15 protein-coding genes and 1 pseudogene are annotated in these 20249 nt (G+C 43.7%); 3 read left to right on the top strand and 13 right to left on the bottom strand.

Annotation, left to right across the window (positions count from 1 at the left end; genetic code table 11):
* Positions 1 to 202 precede the first annotated feature (202 nt).
* From R8N47_RS28820 to R8N47_RS00670, 6 genes and pseudogenes are all read right to left on the bottom strand, one after another.
* A pseudogene (locus tag R8N47_RS28820) lies at positions 203 to 770 on the bottom strand (DUF4150 domain-containing protein); the annotation flags it as partial.
* Positions 771 to 917: 147 nt separating this feature from the next.
* Positions 918 to 1709 (bottom strand): type IVB secretion system protein IcmH/DotU, encoded by a 792-nt coding sequence (gene icmH, locus R8N47_RS00690; RefSeq protein WP_064354677.1) that lies wholly within the window; start codon positions 1707 to 1709, stop codon positions 918 to 920.
* Positions 1706 to 3031, bottom strand: coding sequence for a type VI secretion system baseplate subunit TssK (gene tssK / locus R8N47_RS00685; protein ID WP_064354676.1), 1326 nt, complete (start codon positions 3029 to 3031; stop codon positions 1706 to 1708). Before tssK ends, icmH begins: the two co-directional genes overlap by 4 nt.
* 11 nt (positions 3032 to 3042) lie before the next feature.
* Positions 3043 to 3543 (bottom strand): type VI secretion system lipoprotein TssJ, encoded by a 501-nt coding sequence (gene tssJ / locus R8N47_RS00680; RefSeq protein ID WP_005386118.1) that lies wholly within the window; start codon positions 3541 to 3543, stop codon positions 3043 to 3045.
* Positions 3536 to 5029, bottom strand: coding sequence for a type VI secretion system-associated FHA domain protein (locus tag R8N47_RS00675; RefSeq protein ID WP_064354675.1), 1494 nt, complete (start codon positions 5027 to 5029; stop codon positions 3536 to 3538). Before R8N47_RS00675 ends, tssJ begins: the two co-directional genes overlap by 8 nt.
* Positions 5030 to 5038: 9 nt before the next feature.
* Entirely contained in the window at positions 5039 to 5638 is a 600-nt protein-coding gene (locus R8N47_RS00670; RefSeq protein WP_053307569.1) for a hypothetical protein, read from the bottom strand.
* 503 nt (positions 5639 to 6141) lie between these two features.
* On the opposite strand from R8N47_RS00670, the gene R8N47_RS00665 reads away from it, so the two are divergent.
* The 3 genes from R8N47_RS00665 to R8N47_RS00655 are packed head-to-tail and all read left to right on the top strand — an operon-like array spanning position 6142 to position 11356.
* Entirely contained in the window at positions 6142 to 7455 is a 1314-nt protein-coding gene (locus tag R8N47_RS00665) for a type VI secretion system ImpA family N-terminal domain-containing protein (protein ID WP_005386112.1), read from the top strand.
* Between the two features lie 27 nt (positions 7456 to 7482).
* Positions 7483 to 10872, top strand: coding sequence for a type VI secretion system membrane subunit TssM (gene tssM, locus R8N47_RS00660; protein ID WP_054574681.1), 3390 nt, complete (start codon positions 7483 to 7485; stop codon positions 10870 to 10872).
* A gap of 31 nt (positions 10873 to 10903) precedes the next feature.
* Positions 10904 to 11356 (top strand): Lrp/AsnC family transcriptional regulator, encoded by a 453-nt coding sequence (locus R8N47_RS00655; RefSeq protein WP_005373369.1) that lies wholly within the window; start codon positions 10904 to 10906, stop codon positions 11354 to 11356.
* 54 nt (positions 11357 to 11410) lie between these two features.
* Here the strand turns inward: R8N47_RS00655 and tssG are convergent, their stop codons facing one another.
* The 7 genes from tssG to R8N47_RS00620 form a co-directional block, all read right to left on the bottom strand.
* Entirely contained in the window at positions 11411 to 12409 is a 999-nt protein-coding gene (gene tssG / locus R8N47_RS00650) for a type VI secretion system baseplate subunit TssG (RefSeq protein WP_042523537.1), read from the bottom strand.
* On the bottom strand, positions 12406 to 14154 hold the full coding sequence (tssF, locus tag R8N47_RS00645) for a type VI secretion system baseplate subunit TssF (protein ID WP_017820373.1): 1749 nt from the start codon (positions 14152 to 14154) through the stop codon (positions 12406 to 12408). The genes tssG and tssF overlap by 4 nt, the downstream gene beginning before the upstream one ends.
* Before the next feature lie 10 nt (positions 14155 to 14164).
* A complete protein-coding gene (gene tssE / locus R8N47_RS00640) occupies positions 14165 to 14575 on the bottom strand; it encodes a type VI secretion system baseplate subunit TssE (RefSeq protein WP_005373376.1) in 411 nt (136 codons plus the stop codon).
* Positions 14576 to 14636: 61 nt separating this feature from the next.
* On the bottom strand, positions 14637 to 16112 hold the full coding sequence (gene tssC, locus R8N47_RS00635) for a type VI secretion system contractile sheath large subunit (RefSeq protein WP_005373378.1): 1476 nt from the start codon (positions 16110 to 16112) through the stop codon (positions 14637 to 14639).
* An 8-nt stretch (positions 16113 to 16120) separates the two neighbouring features.
* Positions 16121 to 16627 carry a type VI secretion system contractile sheath small subunit gene (gene tssB / locus R8N47_RS00630; protein WP_005373381.1) on the bottom strand — a complete coding sequence of 169 codons (507 nt, stop codon included), beginning with the start codon at positions 16625 to 16627 and terminating at the stop codon, positions 16121 to 16123.
* 26 nt (positions 16628 to 16653) lie between these two features.
* Entirely contained in the window at positions 16654 to 18228 is a 1575-nt protein-coding gene (gene tssA, locus R8N47_RS00625; RefSeq protein WP_064354674.1) for a type VI secretion system protein TssA, read from the bottom strand.
* Positions 18215 to 20215, bottom strand: a complete 2001-nt coding sequence (locus R8N47_RS00620; protein ID WP_053307564.1) for a serine/threonine protein kinase — start codon at positions 20213 to 20215, stop codon at positions 18215 to 18217. Before R8N47_RS00620 ends, tssA begins: the two co-directional genes overlap by 14 nt.
* Positions 20216 to 20249: the final 34 nt, after the last annotated feature.

Here is a 20249-nt window from a genome sequence, read left to right as displayed (position 1 = left end):
GGGGACATCAATATGCCCCAGTCATTAGCAACCCCAACACGATCTTCCCAAAATGGCGAGCGGCGACCTGCGACAAACGTACAAAAATCATTCGGATCAGGGTAAGTTTCCGTAACAATATTTTCAGCTAAAGATTGGTTCGGGGTGTAAGAGTCTTGAGTTTCGCTGAGCACTAACCTGCATTCTTTTAGAGCGAGACCATTAACAGATGCTTTTCCGCTAGAATCCAGCACTCCACTCCCAATGACAGCACCTGAAGGTTCGACTAAAGAAAATTGTGCATTAGAGTAAGGGAGCCCATTTGGATATTTGCATTCTATATCCAGCGTATACGTCCCTTCCTGCTCTTCAGTCACAGAAACCGATGGGTTTTGTGCGCCGCCAAGACACACAGTGTTGGCTTTGTTCATGGTCATTTGATCGGACAGGCGACATACGCCCTTACCTTCAAATTTAACCGTTGGTGAGGCTGAAATGAATTTTGCTTCAGCTTCTATCGTGCCAGAGGAAACGCCTTTTCTGTCACCGCCCGCATCGCCGGTACTTTTTGAGAACGTACTGCCCTTGATAGCGACACTGTTACCGCCATCCATAGAGACTGTCGTAGTCCCACCAGCAAGGTCTGCTGATTTAGCATTGTTGCCATAAGGGATAGGGACGACTGGCTTGCCGACCTTAGTTAAACAAACATCTGGGAGCGTTGCATTCGCTTCACCACCTGAGCCTTTATGAACTATCGAAAGTCCATTCGCACCAACTGTTACGCCCATAACCAATCCATTTGAATTTTATTGATTGAATGATAAAAGAGATCGCAAACTGCAACCTCTCTAAATGACTAGTGAATTTCACTAAAAGACCAGTGATATTCACAATAAGCCCTAAAACTGGCAGAAGATCTCATTTTAGATCTCTGGTTATCTATACATTTCAAGCAGTTGCTGAAATTTTAAGTCTATGACGATGTAGGTTGCCGCATACATAAGCGCAAACGTCATCGCACTAAGACTTAAGATCAGCTTGGGTGAAATTACCCTTTTTAACGGCTTCTTTAGATATTTAGCTTTAAGGTTGATTAAAGAAACTTTTTCTTGTTCTGCTAGGCGGTCATCTCGCACTAATCGATAAATGGTGCTGCCAATTTCCGCTAACTTTTCGTTGCCACGCTCTTCACGGCCGTACTTGCCTTGGAAACCAAGTTGAAGCAATAAATAGAGAAACTCTATAACGTGACGGTATTTGCGAGGGTCGGCTTTTAAGCGGTCGAGAATAACGAAAAACTTGTCACCACCAGATGTTTCGCTGTGGAATTCAGACAGTAAGCTGTTCTGGCTCCAGTGACTATTTGCCCCCCACTCTTGTCGACAAACAGATTCATCAATCGCCGCACACAAGCAGTAACGAATAACAAGAACCGAAGCACGATCGAGCTCCATTTCATTAAGTTTTCGTTCACCTTTTCGAATCTCACGTGCCACTTGTTCACGAAATGGCATCGGGTCATCAAGCCAAGGGATCGAAGACATACAAGACAGACTGGCGATCAACCATGAGAACTGGTCCACTAGCGGGTTAATACCCATGTTGTCGATAGATAGATCTTGTACTGCGATGTTTCTCGACAAGTCAGGCGCTGGCATTACCTCCATTGGTTTGCCAGGCTCTGGTTGGAATAAGACTACGGTGACGTCGGTTTCTGCGTAACTCATAGACGAACGGCCCAAAGTTGCAATGATAAGTTAGCGAAATCGCCCGCAACGTGAATCGCAATCGCAGCAGTGTTCTTCAATGCCATCCACTCTTCGCCCGTTTTATCGAGCTCGAAATAGGTGTAGCCAGCGTGATACGGCAGCGCGCGTGGCACAACTGGCATTGGTTTGATCTCAATCCCAGGCAGTTGAAGGTTAATCAAGTCACGTATGTTATCGATAGAACCGATCTTCGTTTGGCTGACAAACTGGGTATGCAGAACATCCAAGGTCACGTCGGCTTTAACTGCGAGGATAAAGGTTGTCGTATCAATGATCTTATTGTCAGGGATTGCTGCCGTTCTGATGCCATAGTTCTGATCTTTTAAGGTCAGTGGAATTGCTCTTTGCTCAGACATCACGCTCAATGTCATTTTCGCACTGTCTAGGACGCGAGAAAGACAGCTAGTAAGATCACCATGATTGTACTTCGTAAACTCAATAGGTCGGCGTGTCGTTGAGCACAGCGTCGAAAGCTCACCCTCTGCCTGAAGAAGAATTCGATACAAAGACTCAGGATGCACAGCTTCTGTGCTGGCGAAATGCCAAAATAAGGGTTCGTATCGGTTGAGCGCTTGCAATAGCATAAAGTCAGAAACCGATGATACACCTTGTTGATCCACCACCCCTAATCGCTGGACTATCGATTCCGCGCGATGCTTCAACATAGAAGCAAACTCGGTCGCAAATTTACTCAGTACTGTCGACGCATGAATATCGATACAGGTAGGAATGAAACTATCATCTAAGATCACGCTGCCATCAGGCTTCACTTCTGAGATCTTTAAGATCGGAATAGACGTGTAAGCACTCTTATCTTCATGATCGTACATTAAGCAAAAGTTAAGCTTACCGACGACGACATTTGCCATGTCTTCCGAATCATAACAAGCGTCAACCGCTTCTTGAGATTCCATCGTATAGCGCGCACCGTCTTTTTTGGTACCAAATAACTCAGAACGTTCCGATGGTAACGGACAGCACAAATAAACGACTTTATCGGCAATCGAAGGATCTACATCTTTCACTTCAGGCAGCTCAGCAAGCAACGGAAGCTCAAATGGTGTCCGGTCTTGTAAAATACCTTCAGCACGAGTAATACCGATTTTACCCAGTGCTAGTAACTGAGAGTTGATTTCTAAACGTTTAATTCCCCAATGCAAAGGCGATGCATTGGCACTCAGTAGGCTCGATAGTTTACTTTGCGAACGATCGAGTTGTTGAAAATGCTGCGGCTTCATGAACATTCCATCTTGCCAAACAACTGGATTGTATAAAGACATGTTTCTATCCCTTAAAAGTAAACCTGTTCAATGCCGCGAGTGTTATCAGAAATTAACTCACTGCCCTCTAACTTGAGCTTGATGTAGTACTCGCTCTTCTCTTCAATAACTTCCACTTTTCGCCATGACGAACCATCAATATCACGAAAAGCCACTGAAAAACCGACGGCACGAGTGTCAGGGTCTAGCGTTAGCATTTCATGAACTTTTCCACCTGGCTGTATTTGATATTCGTAACGTTTGATGTACTCATCACCCAACGACGCTTTATCGCTCTCAAACAAGGCAAAGAAATCTAAGCTTCGGAACAATACTGGCGAACTTAATTCGTGAAGACGGAGAATAACTGGAGATGACTGGCCCCCATTTCTCACATTGAGTACAGGTGATGCCTCAATAACCAATTCAATCGACGAAGTTTCTGGTGTGATACCAGTGGACTCTTTAAATTGATCCCACATGGAACAACCGGACAACATGGCAAATCCGAGTAATACGGCGATACTACGCATGGTTTCCCTTAATCACTTTGTTATAGTTTTTCTTAATCAGCCCTTTTAAGGATGTTTCATTAAGCAGGCGACGATTATTAGTGTAGAAATCTAGGTATTCGGCCCACAGCTTTGACTTAGTTGAGAACAAAGACTGGCTAGCGACCCTGTTAGCAAATGCTACGGGATCGTTCGTTTCTGACTGTTCTAAAATGAGCTCATTCAGTGCTTTGTTAAACATAACTTGGTGGTCGTTCAGCTCATCGAGCATTTGTTCAACCAGTTCATTTGGAGCCAGTAATTGCTGACTATTCAAAGTAAGCATTAGCTCTGCAATGTTCGAGTTAGCCTCACTCGCACTCTGCTCATCTTTTAACGATTCCACTTCGTGCAACTCTTTCTGTAGGTTATCAATACATAAACGCAAGCAAGTACCCATTTGCTTGAATAACTGCGCCTCGTTTGTCATCAACTCTGGGTTTCGAATACCCAAACCATCAAAAAACGCTTGCGCTATATCTTGAGAGCAAACGGCCGCATCAGTATCGACTTGTGCTTTCGTCGTACTGTTTATCGCGTGCTCTGCCGTAGGTATTTGAAGTTGCTGATTAGTGTTAGGAGAAGGCGTAAAAGATTGGGTCATCTCTTCCCATTTTGACCCTGTGTTAGCCTGTTCTACGACCATCTCAGTAACATTATGCGTACGATGTTGTCTTTGAATCGTGCTATCTGGGGCTACCGTGCCAGGTTGCATCACCTCAGCTGAGGCAATATCGGCTCTATGTGCCTTACCGCTTTCTGGCGCTAATGCATCATTGACTGATGCGTTACTCTTGGTTTCCGCAGCCATCCAGTCTTCAGGGATTAGGCTTGGCTGATCGAATTCGGAATATATGCTGAAACTGTCATCGACCACCTGACGCGTGCTTTCCACGGTTCTAGGTTGTTCAGATTCTGTACGCTCATTATCACTAATTAAGTAATCGTCATCTCGCTGCATCGAAAAGTTAAGGTGAGCAACAGGATCATGACAATCAATGTCATCCTGTTTAGTCTCCATAAACAAATCTTCTAAGGCACCGACTTTTTCTTCCTCTTCGACAACCGCATCTCCTAGACTAACCAGAGGATCGCTAGATACTCGCTCAGGAGCAATATCAGCGGCGATGTCTAGTGTTGAGGTAACGTGCTCAAGAGAAACACCAATCTCATATTGCCCTAAAGAAATGATGTCGCCATCAACTATCGCAACGGGTTGATTTTTCAGTATTTTATTCCCATTTACCATTGTGCCGTTAGTTGATACGTCACTTATATAGTAGGTATCTCCATACACGCTGAGCAAACAATGAGTGCCCGATATAAAGCGGTTGTGATCGGCTAAAGACACGCTACAGCTTGGGGAACGACCTATCGAACCACCACTTTCAGGCATTTCAATATGCTTTGCACCGGTGTATTCCTCTGGACACTTTGAGATAAATAAAACTAGCTGATTTGAGTACATTTACGAACCTCAAAAGAGCAAAGAAACTGATAGTTCAAGCCCACCAATTCCATCATTTACAACCGGAAGGATATAAGAGGCCTGCGGGATAATTTGTATATGGGCGTCAGGATTACTGCCTAACTTTATAGCAGTACCAAGGGTCACAACCGCACCTAACTCAAACTGGTCGATGTCTTCAACACTCTCATAACGATAGCCCTCTTGGTCTACTTGCCAGCGATTAGAATATTGCGAGTAACCGACAGACAAGCCCGCACCAACATATGGCGTGAAAACACTCCAAGAAGTCAACGCATATTGAGGAACAACACGAAGTTCATAGTTCGTCGCTTCTTGATATAAGCCGTTTGCTGGCGCTTCAATATCTTCTGCTAGATAGTTTAGCCCTAACCACCAACGCCAACGGTTATTGTTTTCATCAATAGGACGAGTATGAACCAAGCCGAACCTAAGCGTATCCTGCTCACCACTTTTACCTTCATCGTATTTAATGCTATCGATAGTCAACATACTGGTAGAGAGTCCAAATCGCTCCCCTTTTGCCATTACAACAGAAGAAAATAGACACATGGCTGAAATCAGCCCAATTTGACTTGGTTTTAGCATTTCGTCCCTCTAGGAAAACCGATATTCTACTTAGAGGCGAAAGATATCAATTATATTCTCTTTTTCAATAAGCCTAAAAAAACACCTATAATTTAATACATTTCAACTATCAGGTTGGTTGTTTTACCTACAAACAAAAACTAAAGAACCGACTGCAGATTAAGTGACGAGACAGTAAATCTTTCTATTTAAATAGAAGTAACAGAATTTGATTGCTAATTGGACAAAACGTAATCTCCGATAACAATTTAGTTACTTTTTAATCAACGTTCTCATCTTCATATATAAGTTTCTTCTTATAAATAGACTTAACTATTGATATTAATATTATGAACAAAGATCACACTAAAAGTAATTTAATTTCTTTTAATGAATTTTTATTATCTAATCCGCTTATTTTGTCTATAGAATTGCGACAGATGTGCACTGCTTATAATTTAATATAACAGTAGTGAAATCCTATATAACTTAATACTTCTATATGATCAGTTGGAACTTTCCTTATGTTTTTTACCGACTTCGCTCGAAGACCAATCGATGAAAATAACCCAAGCGGCTCTAATCCTAATGGTTCTGAGGATTTTGACGAAATTAAACGTCAAATAAACAACCTGAATAAAGTCACAGGGAGAGTCTCGTGGAAAACGGTTCAAACACTCTCAAAAAAGATCTTGAGTACCCAAGCGAAAGACCTACGTTGTTGCTGTTACTTTACCGTTGCGTCAACCTATAACGACGGCTTAAGAGGCCTTGTTGAAGGGTTAAACTCAATACTTGATGTGTGTGTCGTATATTGGTTCAACGCGTATCCAGAGCATTCAAAGTCAAAGGCACGAATGAGCGCTATTGAATGGATGGTAGAGCATACTGAAAAACGAATTAATAAGCATCGGGCGTTACCAGAAGAGCTTCCATTGATAGAGGCAGCACATCAATTATGCTTGAGGATTGAGGAAGAGCTTCGTCTTCATTACGGTATTGAAGCGCCGTCATTAGGTCGCATTCGCCGTATTTTGAATCAATGGATTGAGCAGATAAAAGAACAACAAATTGCGGCTGAGTTACGCGAGAAAAAACAAGCCAACACTAGCGCTCCTGCAGCAACGCAGAAGGCACCTGAAATTAAAGTGAATGTGTCTCCCTCTCCCGCACCGGTGTCATCACCCAACCTAAATAGCCAAGAGAAAGCATCACCGGCAAAGTCTGGTCGATTTATGATCTACTTCGTTATTGGTTTGATTGTTACTGCGATATGTTCACATTTCATGTACGAGCAACAACGTTATCGAACATTGGAGCAAAAAATTAATCAAGCTTCACTTAATGAACTTGTAAATTTGGTCGCCTCGTTAGATTACGAAAATAAAAAATATGCTCAGTCATTGAAAACGCAGGCCATTAATCGTGTCGATATTATGATGAATAACTGGTTTTTAGACTCGGCAAAAGTAAGTAACGTCAGCGAGCTCGATAGCTTGACCAATGAATTAATCGCAATCTATCCGGATTCGTCTTCTGCACAGCAGCTACGTCAAAACTTTTTGACACAGAGCGCCCATTTAGAAGACCAGTTTATGGATGTTTATAAGCGATTCTCAGACGCAAGAACGGTGTTTGCCAACGTAGCTAGACAGAATGTAGATAAGAACTCTGAAAAGGCGTACGAATACAGTAACTCGTTATTCCCGCTTTTAGGTCGTATTGAATACGCTGAAAAGTATTCACAGCAAAAGGAAATTGACCGCGCAACCCTTTTACTGAACATCTACCTATATAAATTGAGTCAGCTACAAGCTGAAAAAACTGACAATAAATAACAATACAATTAAAGAAGTTTTAGGCTTATGTTCAAACAAAAACTGTTTAAAAATCCAGTGGTGATTTCTACTATATTGATGTTTTTAGTGGTTGCAATTATCACCACTATTTATCTGCTTTTTCTTGACGAAATCGATCAACTTTATCTTTGGCTGACCCTTGGTGCTATCGCCATTGTTTACGTCACTTTTCAATTCACATTATGGTTGAAGAAAAAGAACAACGCTAAAGCTCAACATTTGGAAACCGAGGAAGAAGCACTTTCTATGGTTATCCAGCCTCTTCTTGCTAACTCAGGCAAGAAACCAATTTACCTGATGCTTGGTAATAAAGGGTCAGGGCGACGTCAATTTTTATTTAATTCTAGTGCAATTAAACCGATGGATCGCACTAGAACCGCTAAGAATGACTTTTTTGAATGGTACGAATCTGACAGCGCTGTGTACATCAAACCAGACCAACGCTTAGTGTTCCAGGAAGTATCAAGCAGTGATGCTTCTTTATGGAATACGTTCATTGAAGAAGTTATTCATCATCGACCTCGAAAGCCATTTTCTGGGTGTCTATTCTTCACCGATTTCGAGTTCATGATCGTCTCTGAGCCAGAGCAAAAAGAGTACACCATTTCGTCGTTATTGGCGCGCTTGAGTACCATCAACTCTAAAACGTCTTCAGCATTGCCAATCTATTTGATTATGTCAAAGCTAGACAAGTTAGACGGCTTTAAAGAATACATGCACTTTAGCTCTCTCAAGACACGTGTTGAGTTCCTCTCTATCCCACTAAAAGAAGCCAAAGGTGTATTTGCAGAGTACTACCGCGATAGCTATCGAAATCTAGTGAGAGTGCTTGAAAGTAATGCGCTAGATGCATCCGCTAATTCAACGGACATTGATGAGAAACAAGCAATACTCGCTTTCCCTAAGCAGTTTGAGCTATGTCAGTCTGAAGTCAGCTATGTGCTTGAGCGTCTATGTGATGTTAACAACGGTGTCTATTCACTAGACATCCGTGAGATTTTCTTTAGTTCGAGTCTGCAAGGCGGTCGCAAGTACAATTTACTTGCAAAAAGTTGTAGTAATTACTTCAACTTACCTATTATCGCGTCAGAGCATACTCAGTTAACAGAAACGCCTTATTTCTCTCGCTTTCTGATTGATTCACAAATATTGCCGGAAAGCGACTTTGCGGGCGAAAACAAGACGTATCTTCGTCTAATTCAGAGACAAAGCCGTTTGGCAATACTCGGCTCTATTATCCTGCTTACTGGGGGCAGTTACTTCTTTTTCACGACATTAGACAGTAACTTACATGTGATGAATCAACTCTTGAGTATCGATGACAAATCACAAGTGGAGCAAGATGCAAGATTCGATGAGCTTTTAGCGAAGGCGACGAAAGCAATAGAGCCTTCTTATGGGGCGTGGCTTAAAGGTTCTAAGGCTTTGGATGAAGAGATATTACCACTCAACATTAGCCGTTTGGATCAAAGCACTCGCATCGCTTACGAAGCATTACTTAAGGACGTTGCTCAACAGTTGATACCTCTCATTGAGAAAGGTTACCGTCTACAACTGACACAAAATCAAAACACTTTTACACGCGCTTTACCTCTATTGAAGGGGTATCTAATGCTAAACGATCCAACAAAGCGTGATATCCGTTTTTTGCGTCATCAAACTCTCCAAATGATGAACGACTTGAGCAACCAAAATGACGTCGTCAATCAGGCGATGCGCTATTTGGACGCTTACTTTCGCACACAGTTTGATCCAATTGATATCAATATGGATCTTGTTCGCGCAACACGTCGCTCATTGCTAGCAAATTCGAATGTTGATCTCGTTTATGCAGGCATTTTAAACGAAGCAAATTCGATTGATTTAGGAACCCTAGATCTGCAACGAGCTGTGGGTTTTGAGTTTAGCAATGTGTTCAACACACCAATCGATAGCGAACGCTTGATCGTAGATAAGATCTATACCTCTACTGGTTTTAGCACTTTTTATCGACCACGCGTGGACCTAATGTCACAACAAGTCATCAGTGACAACTGGGTTTTAGGTCTGTCACAACACGTTATTCCTACTAGTGAAGAACAAGAAGCCTTCAAAGAGGAAGTACGTAAAAAATATACTGACGACTACATCAGTAATTGGCGCAATGCGCTGAGTGAACTAAAAGTCCAGAACTATGACAATGTCGGCGATCTAACGAACGCGATAGACTTAATCTCGGGCCCTTCTTCACCAATGACAACCGTACTGAAGCAGGTCTATGCCAACACACAATTTTCACCCGTTGGTGAAAAAAATGCTCTGATTTCAAAGCTAGACCCGAAACTCGTGGCAGCGGCAGACTCCGCATCAGACGCAGTAGAGGAAGTAGTTAAGCCTGATTACTTGTTAATGAAACGTGTTGAACAAGCTTTTCACTTATTAAACCAACTTCAGGTCAGTGAAACACCAAACTCCCCTACTCCTTGGGATGAGACCGTAACAGCGCTAAGCCGTGTTCGCACGTATATGAAAGACATTGCTGATGCACCTGACCCGCAAATGGCGGCGCTAGCGGCAGCTCAGCATCGAATGAACAGCAGTGAAGCTGACCCATTAATAAAACTTAAACAGATTGCCCAAAAATCACCGGAACCCGTTCGTAGCTGGTTGTTAGATGTGGTTCAACAAAGCTGGTCAGTCATGATTAAAGAGTCCGCTAAAGGCATTCAAACCCAATGGTACAGCGAGATTTACACCAAGTTTAAAGAGATAGGGCTAGGACGATACCCATTTGATCTAACAGCGACCGAGGAAATCTCAATTGAAGATTTTGAATTACTGTTTGCTTCAGGTGGCTTGTTAGACACATTTATTCAGAAAAATTTTGCACCGTTCTACGATACCAATTTGTGGACGCCAAAACAGGTGGATGGCGAGACGATGCCAATCTCTCCGGCTCTGTTAGTGCAACTGCGTAACTATAACGTTATTCGAGACACATTAATTAATAAAAGCACTAACCGCGTTCATATTCCGTTTAGTGCAAGAGTACTCGATCTTGATTCTAGTGCGATTAGAGCGAGCTTAAAAATTGCAGATACCAATATAAGTTACTACCACGGTCCAAGCCGCATTCGTGAAATGGCATGGCCACCGCAAAATGGTGACTTCAATATTAGTATCACACTCCAGGATGTAACCGATGAAGGCAGACAGCACGTTTTAAATAAGAGTGGTCAATGGGCGATATACAGATTGCTAGGTGACTCGACCTTGACAAACACTCATAACGGCAGCTTTGTCAGTGACATAAAAGTGTCAGGGAGGGACTTGAGCTTACGCATCACTCCGTTGACACAGAAAAACCCATTCACTCTTGCTGAGCTGTATAACTTTACGCTCCCTGAGTCGATTTAATAACAATATAAAAACAAAATAGGCAGAACACATGATTTCAAACATGACTTTACAAGGTTTAGATAAATTAGATCGAAAAATACTTTCAAGTCTATTGTCGAATGGGCGAGAGTCGATTGCGAATCTATCCCGAAACATTGGTTTGTCTCGAACAGCAGTAGCAGAAAGAATTAATCGTTTAGAAAAGACCGGTATTATCAAAGGCTATACCGCACAGATTCGTGTAGAAAATGAAGGGCGAAAAGCCGCTAGTTATCTACTGATCTCTTGTGAAAAGGGTAAGAAGAATGATGTAACGAATGCACTTAAAGAAATCCCTGAGGTTCGCTTAACGAGCGTTGTTGGTGGCAACTTTGATATTATTGCCCTAATTGAAGCGCCCGACCTGCAGTCTATTCATCATCTTTGTAATGAAATTGAATCATTTAACGGCATTCAAAGGCTTGATACTACCGTTGTACTGCACCAGCCGATCAGTCGTTAAGCGTTTCTGACCTCTTCGAGGAAAACATAAAGGGCCGCTCGTTGAGCGGCTTTCTTATATGCTTCCGATAAGTCGAATTTTGGCGTCTTTATCACCTGGGTTACCAAGCCAGAACGTTTGACCTAGTTGGTTCCCTTCTCCATTACCCAGTTTGTTTTCTGGAATACTGTCTAGGTTAACTGTCAACTTTAGGTCCCACGACATTGGGTCACGCAGAATAAAGCGCATCAAGCCCACCAGCGTCTTATGTAACTCACCATCGTAGGAAAACTGCTTAAACGTTTCAAAATCAATGTTGTCGATACACAAGTTAAACTTGCCGTTCAAATCCGCAATGCTTTGTCCCAAGTGTAAGCTTTGCCCCAATACACAATTGGAACGATTGAGTTTGTTACGCTGGCTTTCAGCGATTTCTACGCGTCTATAAACCCATTCTTCGATTCGCACATTCGGCAGTGAAAAGTAGTGCGAAACAATACCGGAAATAAGCTTAGGTGAACGTGTACGCGTAGATAACTGGTTCACGTAAGACAGAACTTTCGCTCGATCTAACTCCGCGACTTCACAATCTTGCATAACGCTAGAGAGACCAGCCAAATGCAGTATGCGCCCAGAAAACGCATCGCTTGCCCCGCTTTTGTACTGCACGTGATATCGGTATTTCTTCCAAACACGATACAGTAAGCTTGTATAGCGGTTGTGGAAAAAGTCGAAGAAATCCTTCACTGGGTTATCATCGGGATCACGACCGACGAGTTTCTCAGTGTAAGACGCTGGCAGGGGCGAGCTTGAACCATGCAAGCCAAGAAAGTTCGTCTCAATACGTGAATATTGCTTTCCGTTTCTTTCCATATGAGTAATAAAGTCCATATCACTCTTTGGAAAGCACAGGTTTGGCGACACGCTGAACTCAATTCGCTCTTGATGGAAGTATTTGTTCTCGCCCACGGCAACAAAATTTGAGTTTGGCTCCAGCTGGTAGTGTTTCTCTAACAGCAACACCGCTTGGTAGAAACTAAACTCATTCGACTTATCAGAAAGTGTGTTAATCATAGTATCGTCTGCTGCCCGATTAGGCTTGCCCAGTTGTAAACCTCGCCCGTCGCTTCATCGAACACCTCTAGTTCGGTAAAGGAGTTCACACTCGAATACAAACGGATAAATTCATTCAATACCGTGGCCATAAGGAACATATCGCCTTCATTTACGAAGAACTTAGAGTCCGTCACGAGCTTGAATTGGTTACCACGCACAGATACACCACGAAATACGCGATCGATTGGTTTCATCTCTGAAGAAATAATGCCATCAAGTCGATGAATCGACGCGCGGTGGGCTTGTCTATCAACACGAGAATGGAAGTCGTAAGTCGAGAGCAACACTTTCAACACATCGATATTCGCTAAAGACAAGTAGTTAAGCGACATATTGGCAATCAGCTGCCATTGAAGTTCACCATTAACCTGAGGACTTACTGACTGTGTTGGCTTAGTAATGTTTTTAAACGTCGCATACGTTGGCGACTTGTGCGTCGCGTACGTGATATCTCCTACTGACAGGCGCTCCGCTAAGTCCGCGTTACTGCATTGCAGTTTCATCAATACTGTTTCAGTCCCTAAATCCGCGATGTCGCCATTGTGAGTATGGAATGAGATATAGCGCTCTAACCCTCTTCCGCTTACTCGCTCGCCCACTTTGGATTTGTAGAACTCTCGCTTATCACGCTGGTTGATTTGGTGCTCAAACGATTCAAATTCAATCAGTGGTTTTCGGCGACGCTCGTCTTTACTCCAGCTCTCCACTTGCTCAATGGAATAAACCTCGTAATGCTCTTGAGTGTTACTTTGTGGACGCACCTTGTACTCGTTTCGTCGATGCTCTAAACGGATTGGATCGCCGTCTTTTTCAAACAAGTTAACGGCAGGTGTGCAGTGCAACCTTAAGTGTTTATCTTTAAGCACCACCTCTGAAGGCAAAGCACGCTTAAAGTGGAATTTGATTTTGACCGTACTGCGCTGTGGAATGCCTTTTAGCCACTCTAAGCCTTTAATGTCGAAGAACATGAACTTATCTGGCAAAGAGAAGAATTCTTGCAGCAAACGGTAGCCTGCAAAGGAATTTTTGCTGTAAGGCAACAGCGCCTCGTCCTCTTCATGCCCGACTGGCTTAACGTATTCTGGCCCTAAACGATGTTTGTAGCCGCCACCAACATCCAACTCGACGTGATCTAGATAGCGGAACAGCCATAAGAAGACAGTGCGAGTAATATGAATCTCACCATGCAGGTGCAATCGCAGCGTGTCTAAACCTATCCGAGACAGCTCAAGGCCATGCTCCGTCGATAACGTCACATCAATCATCGAGCTGGTGCGGCTGTTAGTTTGTTCGATGTTAGTAATCGTAATTGGGTATAGATTGACGTCATAACAAGTACGGAACAAACACTGCGTGCCTTCTACCTGCTCGCTGGCCATTTCCGCACCACGTTTCACCACGGTTTTCTCAGTAACACTTCCGGTATGCGGTTTTAGTTCGCTAATACACAAAGACGGAATCGAACGCATGTAATGTGGCCACAGCAAAGTCATCAGAGATTGCGTTAGCTCAGGAAGTTCATCGTCAATCTTTTCGCGGATGCGTCCGGTCAAAAAAGCAAAACCTTCCAGCAGTCGTTCGACATCTGGATCAAAAGTTCCTTCAGAGAGAAAGTGAGTTAACTTCGGATGATATTTGGCAAACTCACTACCCGACTCGCGTAAATACGTGAGTTCATCTTGAAAGTATTTACTGTTACTCAAGTGGCACCTACTAAACGTTAAATTGGCCGTCGGTTCCCATGTAGACATCGATCGACATTGGGACTTTACCGCCGTTATGGGAAACTTCGCCGCGAATACCAAAGCCGAGTTGTAATGGGTTATGGTGGTCTTCACGGTAGTGAACCTCGACATTCAGCAGTCGGGGCTCAAAGCGTTCTATGGTTGACGTGATGTTTTTTTGAATATGGCGAACGAGGTTCGTGTTGTTAGAAAGTACGTCGTTAAAATCTGGCAGACCATACTCATTGTCGATCATTGCGTTGCCGGAATGCGTATTCAACAAGTCAGCGAGATGCGAGTGAATGGATTCAATCAAATGCTTATGAGACACCACTTTCTCGTAGCAGTTTTTTGGTTCTCCTAGCTCGATCCGCTCTAAAAGACGGTAACCTTTTTCCATATGCGATCCTACGAAAAAAGCAGCCAGTCTTCACTGGCTGCTTGATGGTTTCAGTAATGGGTTATTGGTCTAGCTTACCAACTAGAGACAAGTCGAAGCTTGCGCCCATGTACTTGAAGTGAGGACGTACAGACATCGATACTTTGTACCAGCCTGGATCGCCTTCTACGTCTGATACTTCAACCTTCGCAGCGCGAAGTGGGCGGCGACCACGAACTTCCGCTGGCGGGTTCTCTTGGTCAGAAACGTATTGACGAATCCACTTGTTCAGTTCGATTTCTAGGTCAGAACGCTCTTTCCAAGAACCAATTTGCTCACGCTGTAGCACTTTTATGTAGTGCGCTAAACGGTTGATAATGAACATGTAAGGAAGCTGAGTACCTAGCTTGTAGTTCATCTCGGCTTGTTTGCCTTCCGGCGTGTTCGCAAACACTTTTGGTTTTTGAACAGAGTTTGCAGAGAAGAACGCCGCATTGTCAGAACCTTTACGCATGGTTAGCGCAATGAAACCTTCTTCTGCTAGCTCATACTCACGACGGTCAGAAACCAGGATCTCGGTTGGGATCTTAGTCTCGATTTGACCCATAGCTTCAAAGTTGTAAACCGGTAGATCTTGTACAGTACCACCGCTTTGAGGACCAATAATATTCGGACACCAACGGTACTTAGCAAATGATTCACTGATCTTAGACGCCATCGCGTACGCTGAGTTGCCCCATAGGTAGTTATCATGGCTGTCTGTTACTTGCTCATCGTAGTCAAACGCCTTGATTGGGTTATCTTCAACAGAGTAAGGTGTACGTAGCATAAAGCGAGACGTACATAGACCTAGGTAGCGTGCATCTTCGTGCTCACGCAGACCACGCCATTTCGCGTACTGTGGACCTTCGAATACAGACTTCAGATCTTTTAGGTTTGGCAGCTCTTCATAGCTGTCTAGGCCAAAGAATTTAGCCGATGCCGACGTGATGAATGGTGCGTGAGACATTGCACCTACGTTAGCCATGTATTCCATCAGTTTGATGTCAGGCGACGAAGCTGACATAGCGTAATCACAAATGACGGCGCCAACAGGTTTACCACCGAACTGGCCGTATTCACGTGTGTAGATTTGCTTGTACAGGCCAGACTTCACCACCTCTGGAGCGTCTTCGAAGTCATCAAGAACTTCGTCTTTCTTCGCAGAGATCAGTTCAATTTGAATGTTCTCGCGGAAGTCAGTGTGATCAACCAGGTACTTAAGGCCACGCCACGTTGATTCAATCGCTTGAACTTCTTCGTTGTGAAGAATTGCATCAACTTGCTTAGACAATTTTTGGTCAATTTCAGAGATCATCAGATCAACCAGAGATTGGTCGACTTTCTCTGTGTTCGAACTGCTTAGTAGCTCACTGATGAATGCTTCTACGCCGCGTTTTGCAACGTCAAAACCTTCATCACTTGGCTTTAAACGTGTTTCGTTAAGAATGCTATCCAGAAGTGAGCCTGATTCAACTAAGGCTGCTTCTTGTTCTGGCGCTTGTGCTTCTGCAGACATGATATCCCTTACTCTTCTTTCGCGTCTTGGTCGTTGCCAATGCTTAGTTCATCCAACAGTTTCTTTCTCGCTTCTTCATCTTGAAGAACCGATGCGATCTTCTTACGGAACGCAGGCACGTTTCCTAGAGGACCTTTAAGTGCAACCAAGGCTTCGCGAAGCTCAAGTAGGCTGTTTAGTTCAGGTACACTTTTCGCGATCGCTTCAGGAGAGAAGTCCTTCATGTTTTGGAAGGTCAGATCAACACCAATCTGGCCGCCTTCTTCATCAGAAAGACGGTTTTCAACGTTGACTTTAACGTTTGGAGACATGCCCTCTAGCACTTCGTTAAAGTTGTCTTTGTCGATGTTAATTGGAGTACGTTCTTCAATTGGTGTCTCATCTGCACGCGCAGTAAAGTCGCCAACTACCATCATGCTTAGCGGCAGCTCTACGTCTTCTTGCGTATCGCCAGTTGCTGGAACATAACGGATATTAATTCGCTCTTTAGGAGCCACCGAGCCGTCACGTGACATAATTCGTTCCTTATCTAACTCTTTAATTAGTCGTAAATTGCTTTCCACTCTTCATACTTCTCAGGTAGAAGATCCTTGCTTCCAAATAACCGATGGAGTGTTTTTCGAATTAGGTCTTCTAACTGTGACGATAAGTGGGGTTCCCAGCTCGCGAGATTAAACGCTTTTTGTACTTCCCACCCCTTCTCAAGATACGGCAAACACAACGGGTATAATCCAACAGACTGGTAAGCTGCTATCAATTGTAAATACAGCATGAACTGCCCTCGTCCCGAGCTATCCAGCTCAAGTTTGTGGGCAAGCTCTGCGGCACATTCCCCTAGATTTTCTAGAGTGATATCCTCCATTGGCAGCGAGTCTTCCTGCGAAATCACAACCGTTTGAACAACGGGTTGAGAAGTCGAAGAAGTAGTATCTTGAGTCGATAACCAGCTCAAGGTCGCTTCATCTGCAAATGGTATAGAATTCTTAAATGAGAGGTGCTCGATGCCCTCTAGCGATTCAACAAAACGCGTCACTTCTTGTTTCACAGCAAGCGCTGCATCATCAAAGCCCAAGTTATTAAGCATCGAATACACGAAGTAATGGCCCGTCAGCCAAAACGGCGCATCCGTTAATGTGCGCTCCAAACGCTTAATGGTGTCGATGTCGCTTTCTTGTTCAGCTTTATCTCGGTATTCCGCTTGTTGATCGGACGACACTGCCAAGCTCAAAGGCGTTTGATTATTTTGGTGGTCGGGTAGACCATCAATGTCATCCCAAGTCAGATGACGATAAATCCGGTAAGCCAGCGGATCACTTGGGTTCGCATGAAGCATGACTTCCGCAACCTTCTTCAAGGTGCGCTTAGAAGCCGTAGGCGAAGAGAAGTCCGTATCGACATCGACTTCTTTTGCTACCGCTTTCTTAACTGGCGCAGGTTTAGGGGCCGGCGGAACCGCCTTCACCGGTGCGGTTTGCACTTCATTCTGCGCTGGCGTTTCTTCGGCAGCAGACTGCGTAGCTGGTGCAGGCGCCGCTTGTTCAACGTTAACGACTGCATCATCGCTCTGCTCATCAGCCGCCGCTTGTTGAGATAAAACATTGAGTTGAGTGCGAATCTCAAAGAAATCCGCTTCTGAGTCTTGGTAAACCTCGTCGTACTGGCGCTGCACTTCTTCAATAGTCGAAATGCAGTTTGATACCAAATCCCATGACTGAGCGCTTTCCGCTAACTTGTTGCTGACCAGTTTAAACTGATGGTTCAACCATTCGACCGCGCCATCTCGACCCCGCTTTCGCGAAGGATACAATTCAACGCCAAAGCGACTTAACGCCTCACTAAGCAGCTTTAGACCTTGTTCAAAGCCTTGCAGACCAAACTCTTCTGTTAGCGCGCGAACGAGGTAACAAATGGCTTTTAAGTCTTTACTGTGGTGCTCTAGAACTTCAGTCGCGTGCGTTTTTACCACGCTCCAATCTACTGTTTCGCCAAACAAGGAACCGAATTTCTTCACTTCGGACTCCATCATTTCGTAGCAAAACTCGTAACGGGCATCGTTTCCCACTGGAGATTCATCAGAAATAGGATTAAGCAGACGATCGATATCAATGTTGGACAAAATTCACGTCTCCTTCAGTCAAGTAATCTCTCAACGCACGCGCTACCGCAATTGCGCCATTTGCTGGCTTAGATAATCGATGGCTCTGCTCAATCGCATCTGACGCCATGCTATCTAGAATTTTCGTGATTTCTGTAAATTTACTTGGTGCATTCCGTTCTAAATCGGCAAGGGATTCATGTAGCTTTTGTTTGTCGTAAACGGATTGCTCCATCACGGTGCTAAACAAAATAAATTCGCTTCTTGCGACGATTAAATCCTTTATTTTTTTGTCTAGTTCTGGCGTATTACCGAAGTAGGCTTTGGCTAATTCGGCTTCTTCAATTGCTTTGGTGTAAAAGTGCGCCTCTGCATGTTTATCGATGGAGTCATTAATATTTTCCATCACAGCCTTTGGTAAGATTTGGTTGTAGAAATAGGCTTGTGACTGGTTTAACAACCATGCCTCTTTCATTTCATTTTCTGCGAGCTTAGCTTCACCATCTAAAATTAAGCGAGCAATCTGCTTATCTCGACTGCCAGCTATGGCAGATACTTTCATGGAATCGATAGACGCGACATTTAACCCAGACATCACTTTAGTCAACGCCTCATCCGCATATGGAAACAGAGCACCGTCACGAACAAGGGTTTCTCGCAAGGTGACAAGCTCCTTACGTAATTCGACTAATGCCATTGGTAAGCCATCCGCTAACGATTGATACGACGTTAACTGAGCCTGTTTTTCTTCATATAAATTCGAGAGGCTTAACTGCTGAGCTTGATATGCTGTTCGATAAGCTACTGTCATATCAATACTCTGAGTAGCTTGAGACAATTCTTCTTTGATTTTCCATGGAGGCTGAGCCAAAAAAGAAGCCGTTTCAGAGGGCGTAATAACGTGAGTTACAGTAGTGACACCTCGGGAAAAAATGGCATCCAATTGATCTTTATTCTGTTGATATAAATAACTTCCTGCTGTTGCCAGCACACTCAACACTAAGCTCGCCTCTAATATTTTAAAGCGACCATACGCCGTTTTATCATTTGGCTTACAGTGTGTAAGCAGCAAGTCCGCGTTACGCAAGCTACTGAAAATTGGTGCGTTAGAATTTGAGCTAATTGATTGCGTATCGATTCGCGCTAACTGTTGAGCAAAAGAAATAGCGGTATAGCCATGCCCTCTTGGTTTGTTGATGACTTCTTTCAGCAATTTCCAAATATGAACCGGGATCAAAGCCGGACGCTTTCGGTCTTTTAACTGCTTATTCCAAGCATCACCAAATATTGAGCCTAAAAATAGATGTCCAGCGAGCAAAGCGAGAGAGTAAACATCATCTTGCGGTTCCGCGATGCCAGTTTCTATATAAAGAGGGGAAGCGTAGCTCAAGCTTGCCTCTGCGTATGGTTCTGTCTCTCCAATGTAACGAGCAGCGCCGAAATCAATGAGCTTAACGTAATCGCCTTCACTCACTAATACGTTAGATGGTTTAATATCAAGATGGCAGATACCTCTTGTATGCATAAACTCTAGAGCGCCAGCGAGTTGATACACCAACCAAGCGATGTGGTCGTGGCGGAAGCCTTTAGAAGAATGACGCTCCATTTTTTCTGCCAGTGATTCACCTTGGATCCACTCGTACATCAAATATGGGCGTTCGAATTCGTTGCCGATTTTTACAAAGTTAGCCACGCTAGGGTGTTGAGAAAGCTCCAGCCTGCTCGCTTCGTTAATCAACATTTTGCTCGCAAATTCTGGCGAGTCATCATTGATAACTTTGCAACAGATTTGCTTCTCTGGCTGCCCTTTTTTTGCAAGATGGTAAACCGTTGTCTTACCATTTTTAGAAGGAAGCTTGTCTAATACATCAAACTGTGAAAAAAGCACGTACTCAAGCTTCGGCTTATTTTTTTCTGCTAGCCTTTGCTCATTCAGTTTCTTTTTCTCAATAGCTTTAACAACCAACTGATCGATATATCCTTTGGCTGTACTCTGATTATTAGACACTTAGTACTCTTTCATAGAATAAATATTATTAGAG

The organism is Vibrio sp. 2132-1 (genome assembly GCF_033344315.1).
The sequence above is the reverse complement of the archived record's forward strand: the minus strand, read 5'-3'. Positions and strand labels throughout refer to the sequence as shown.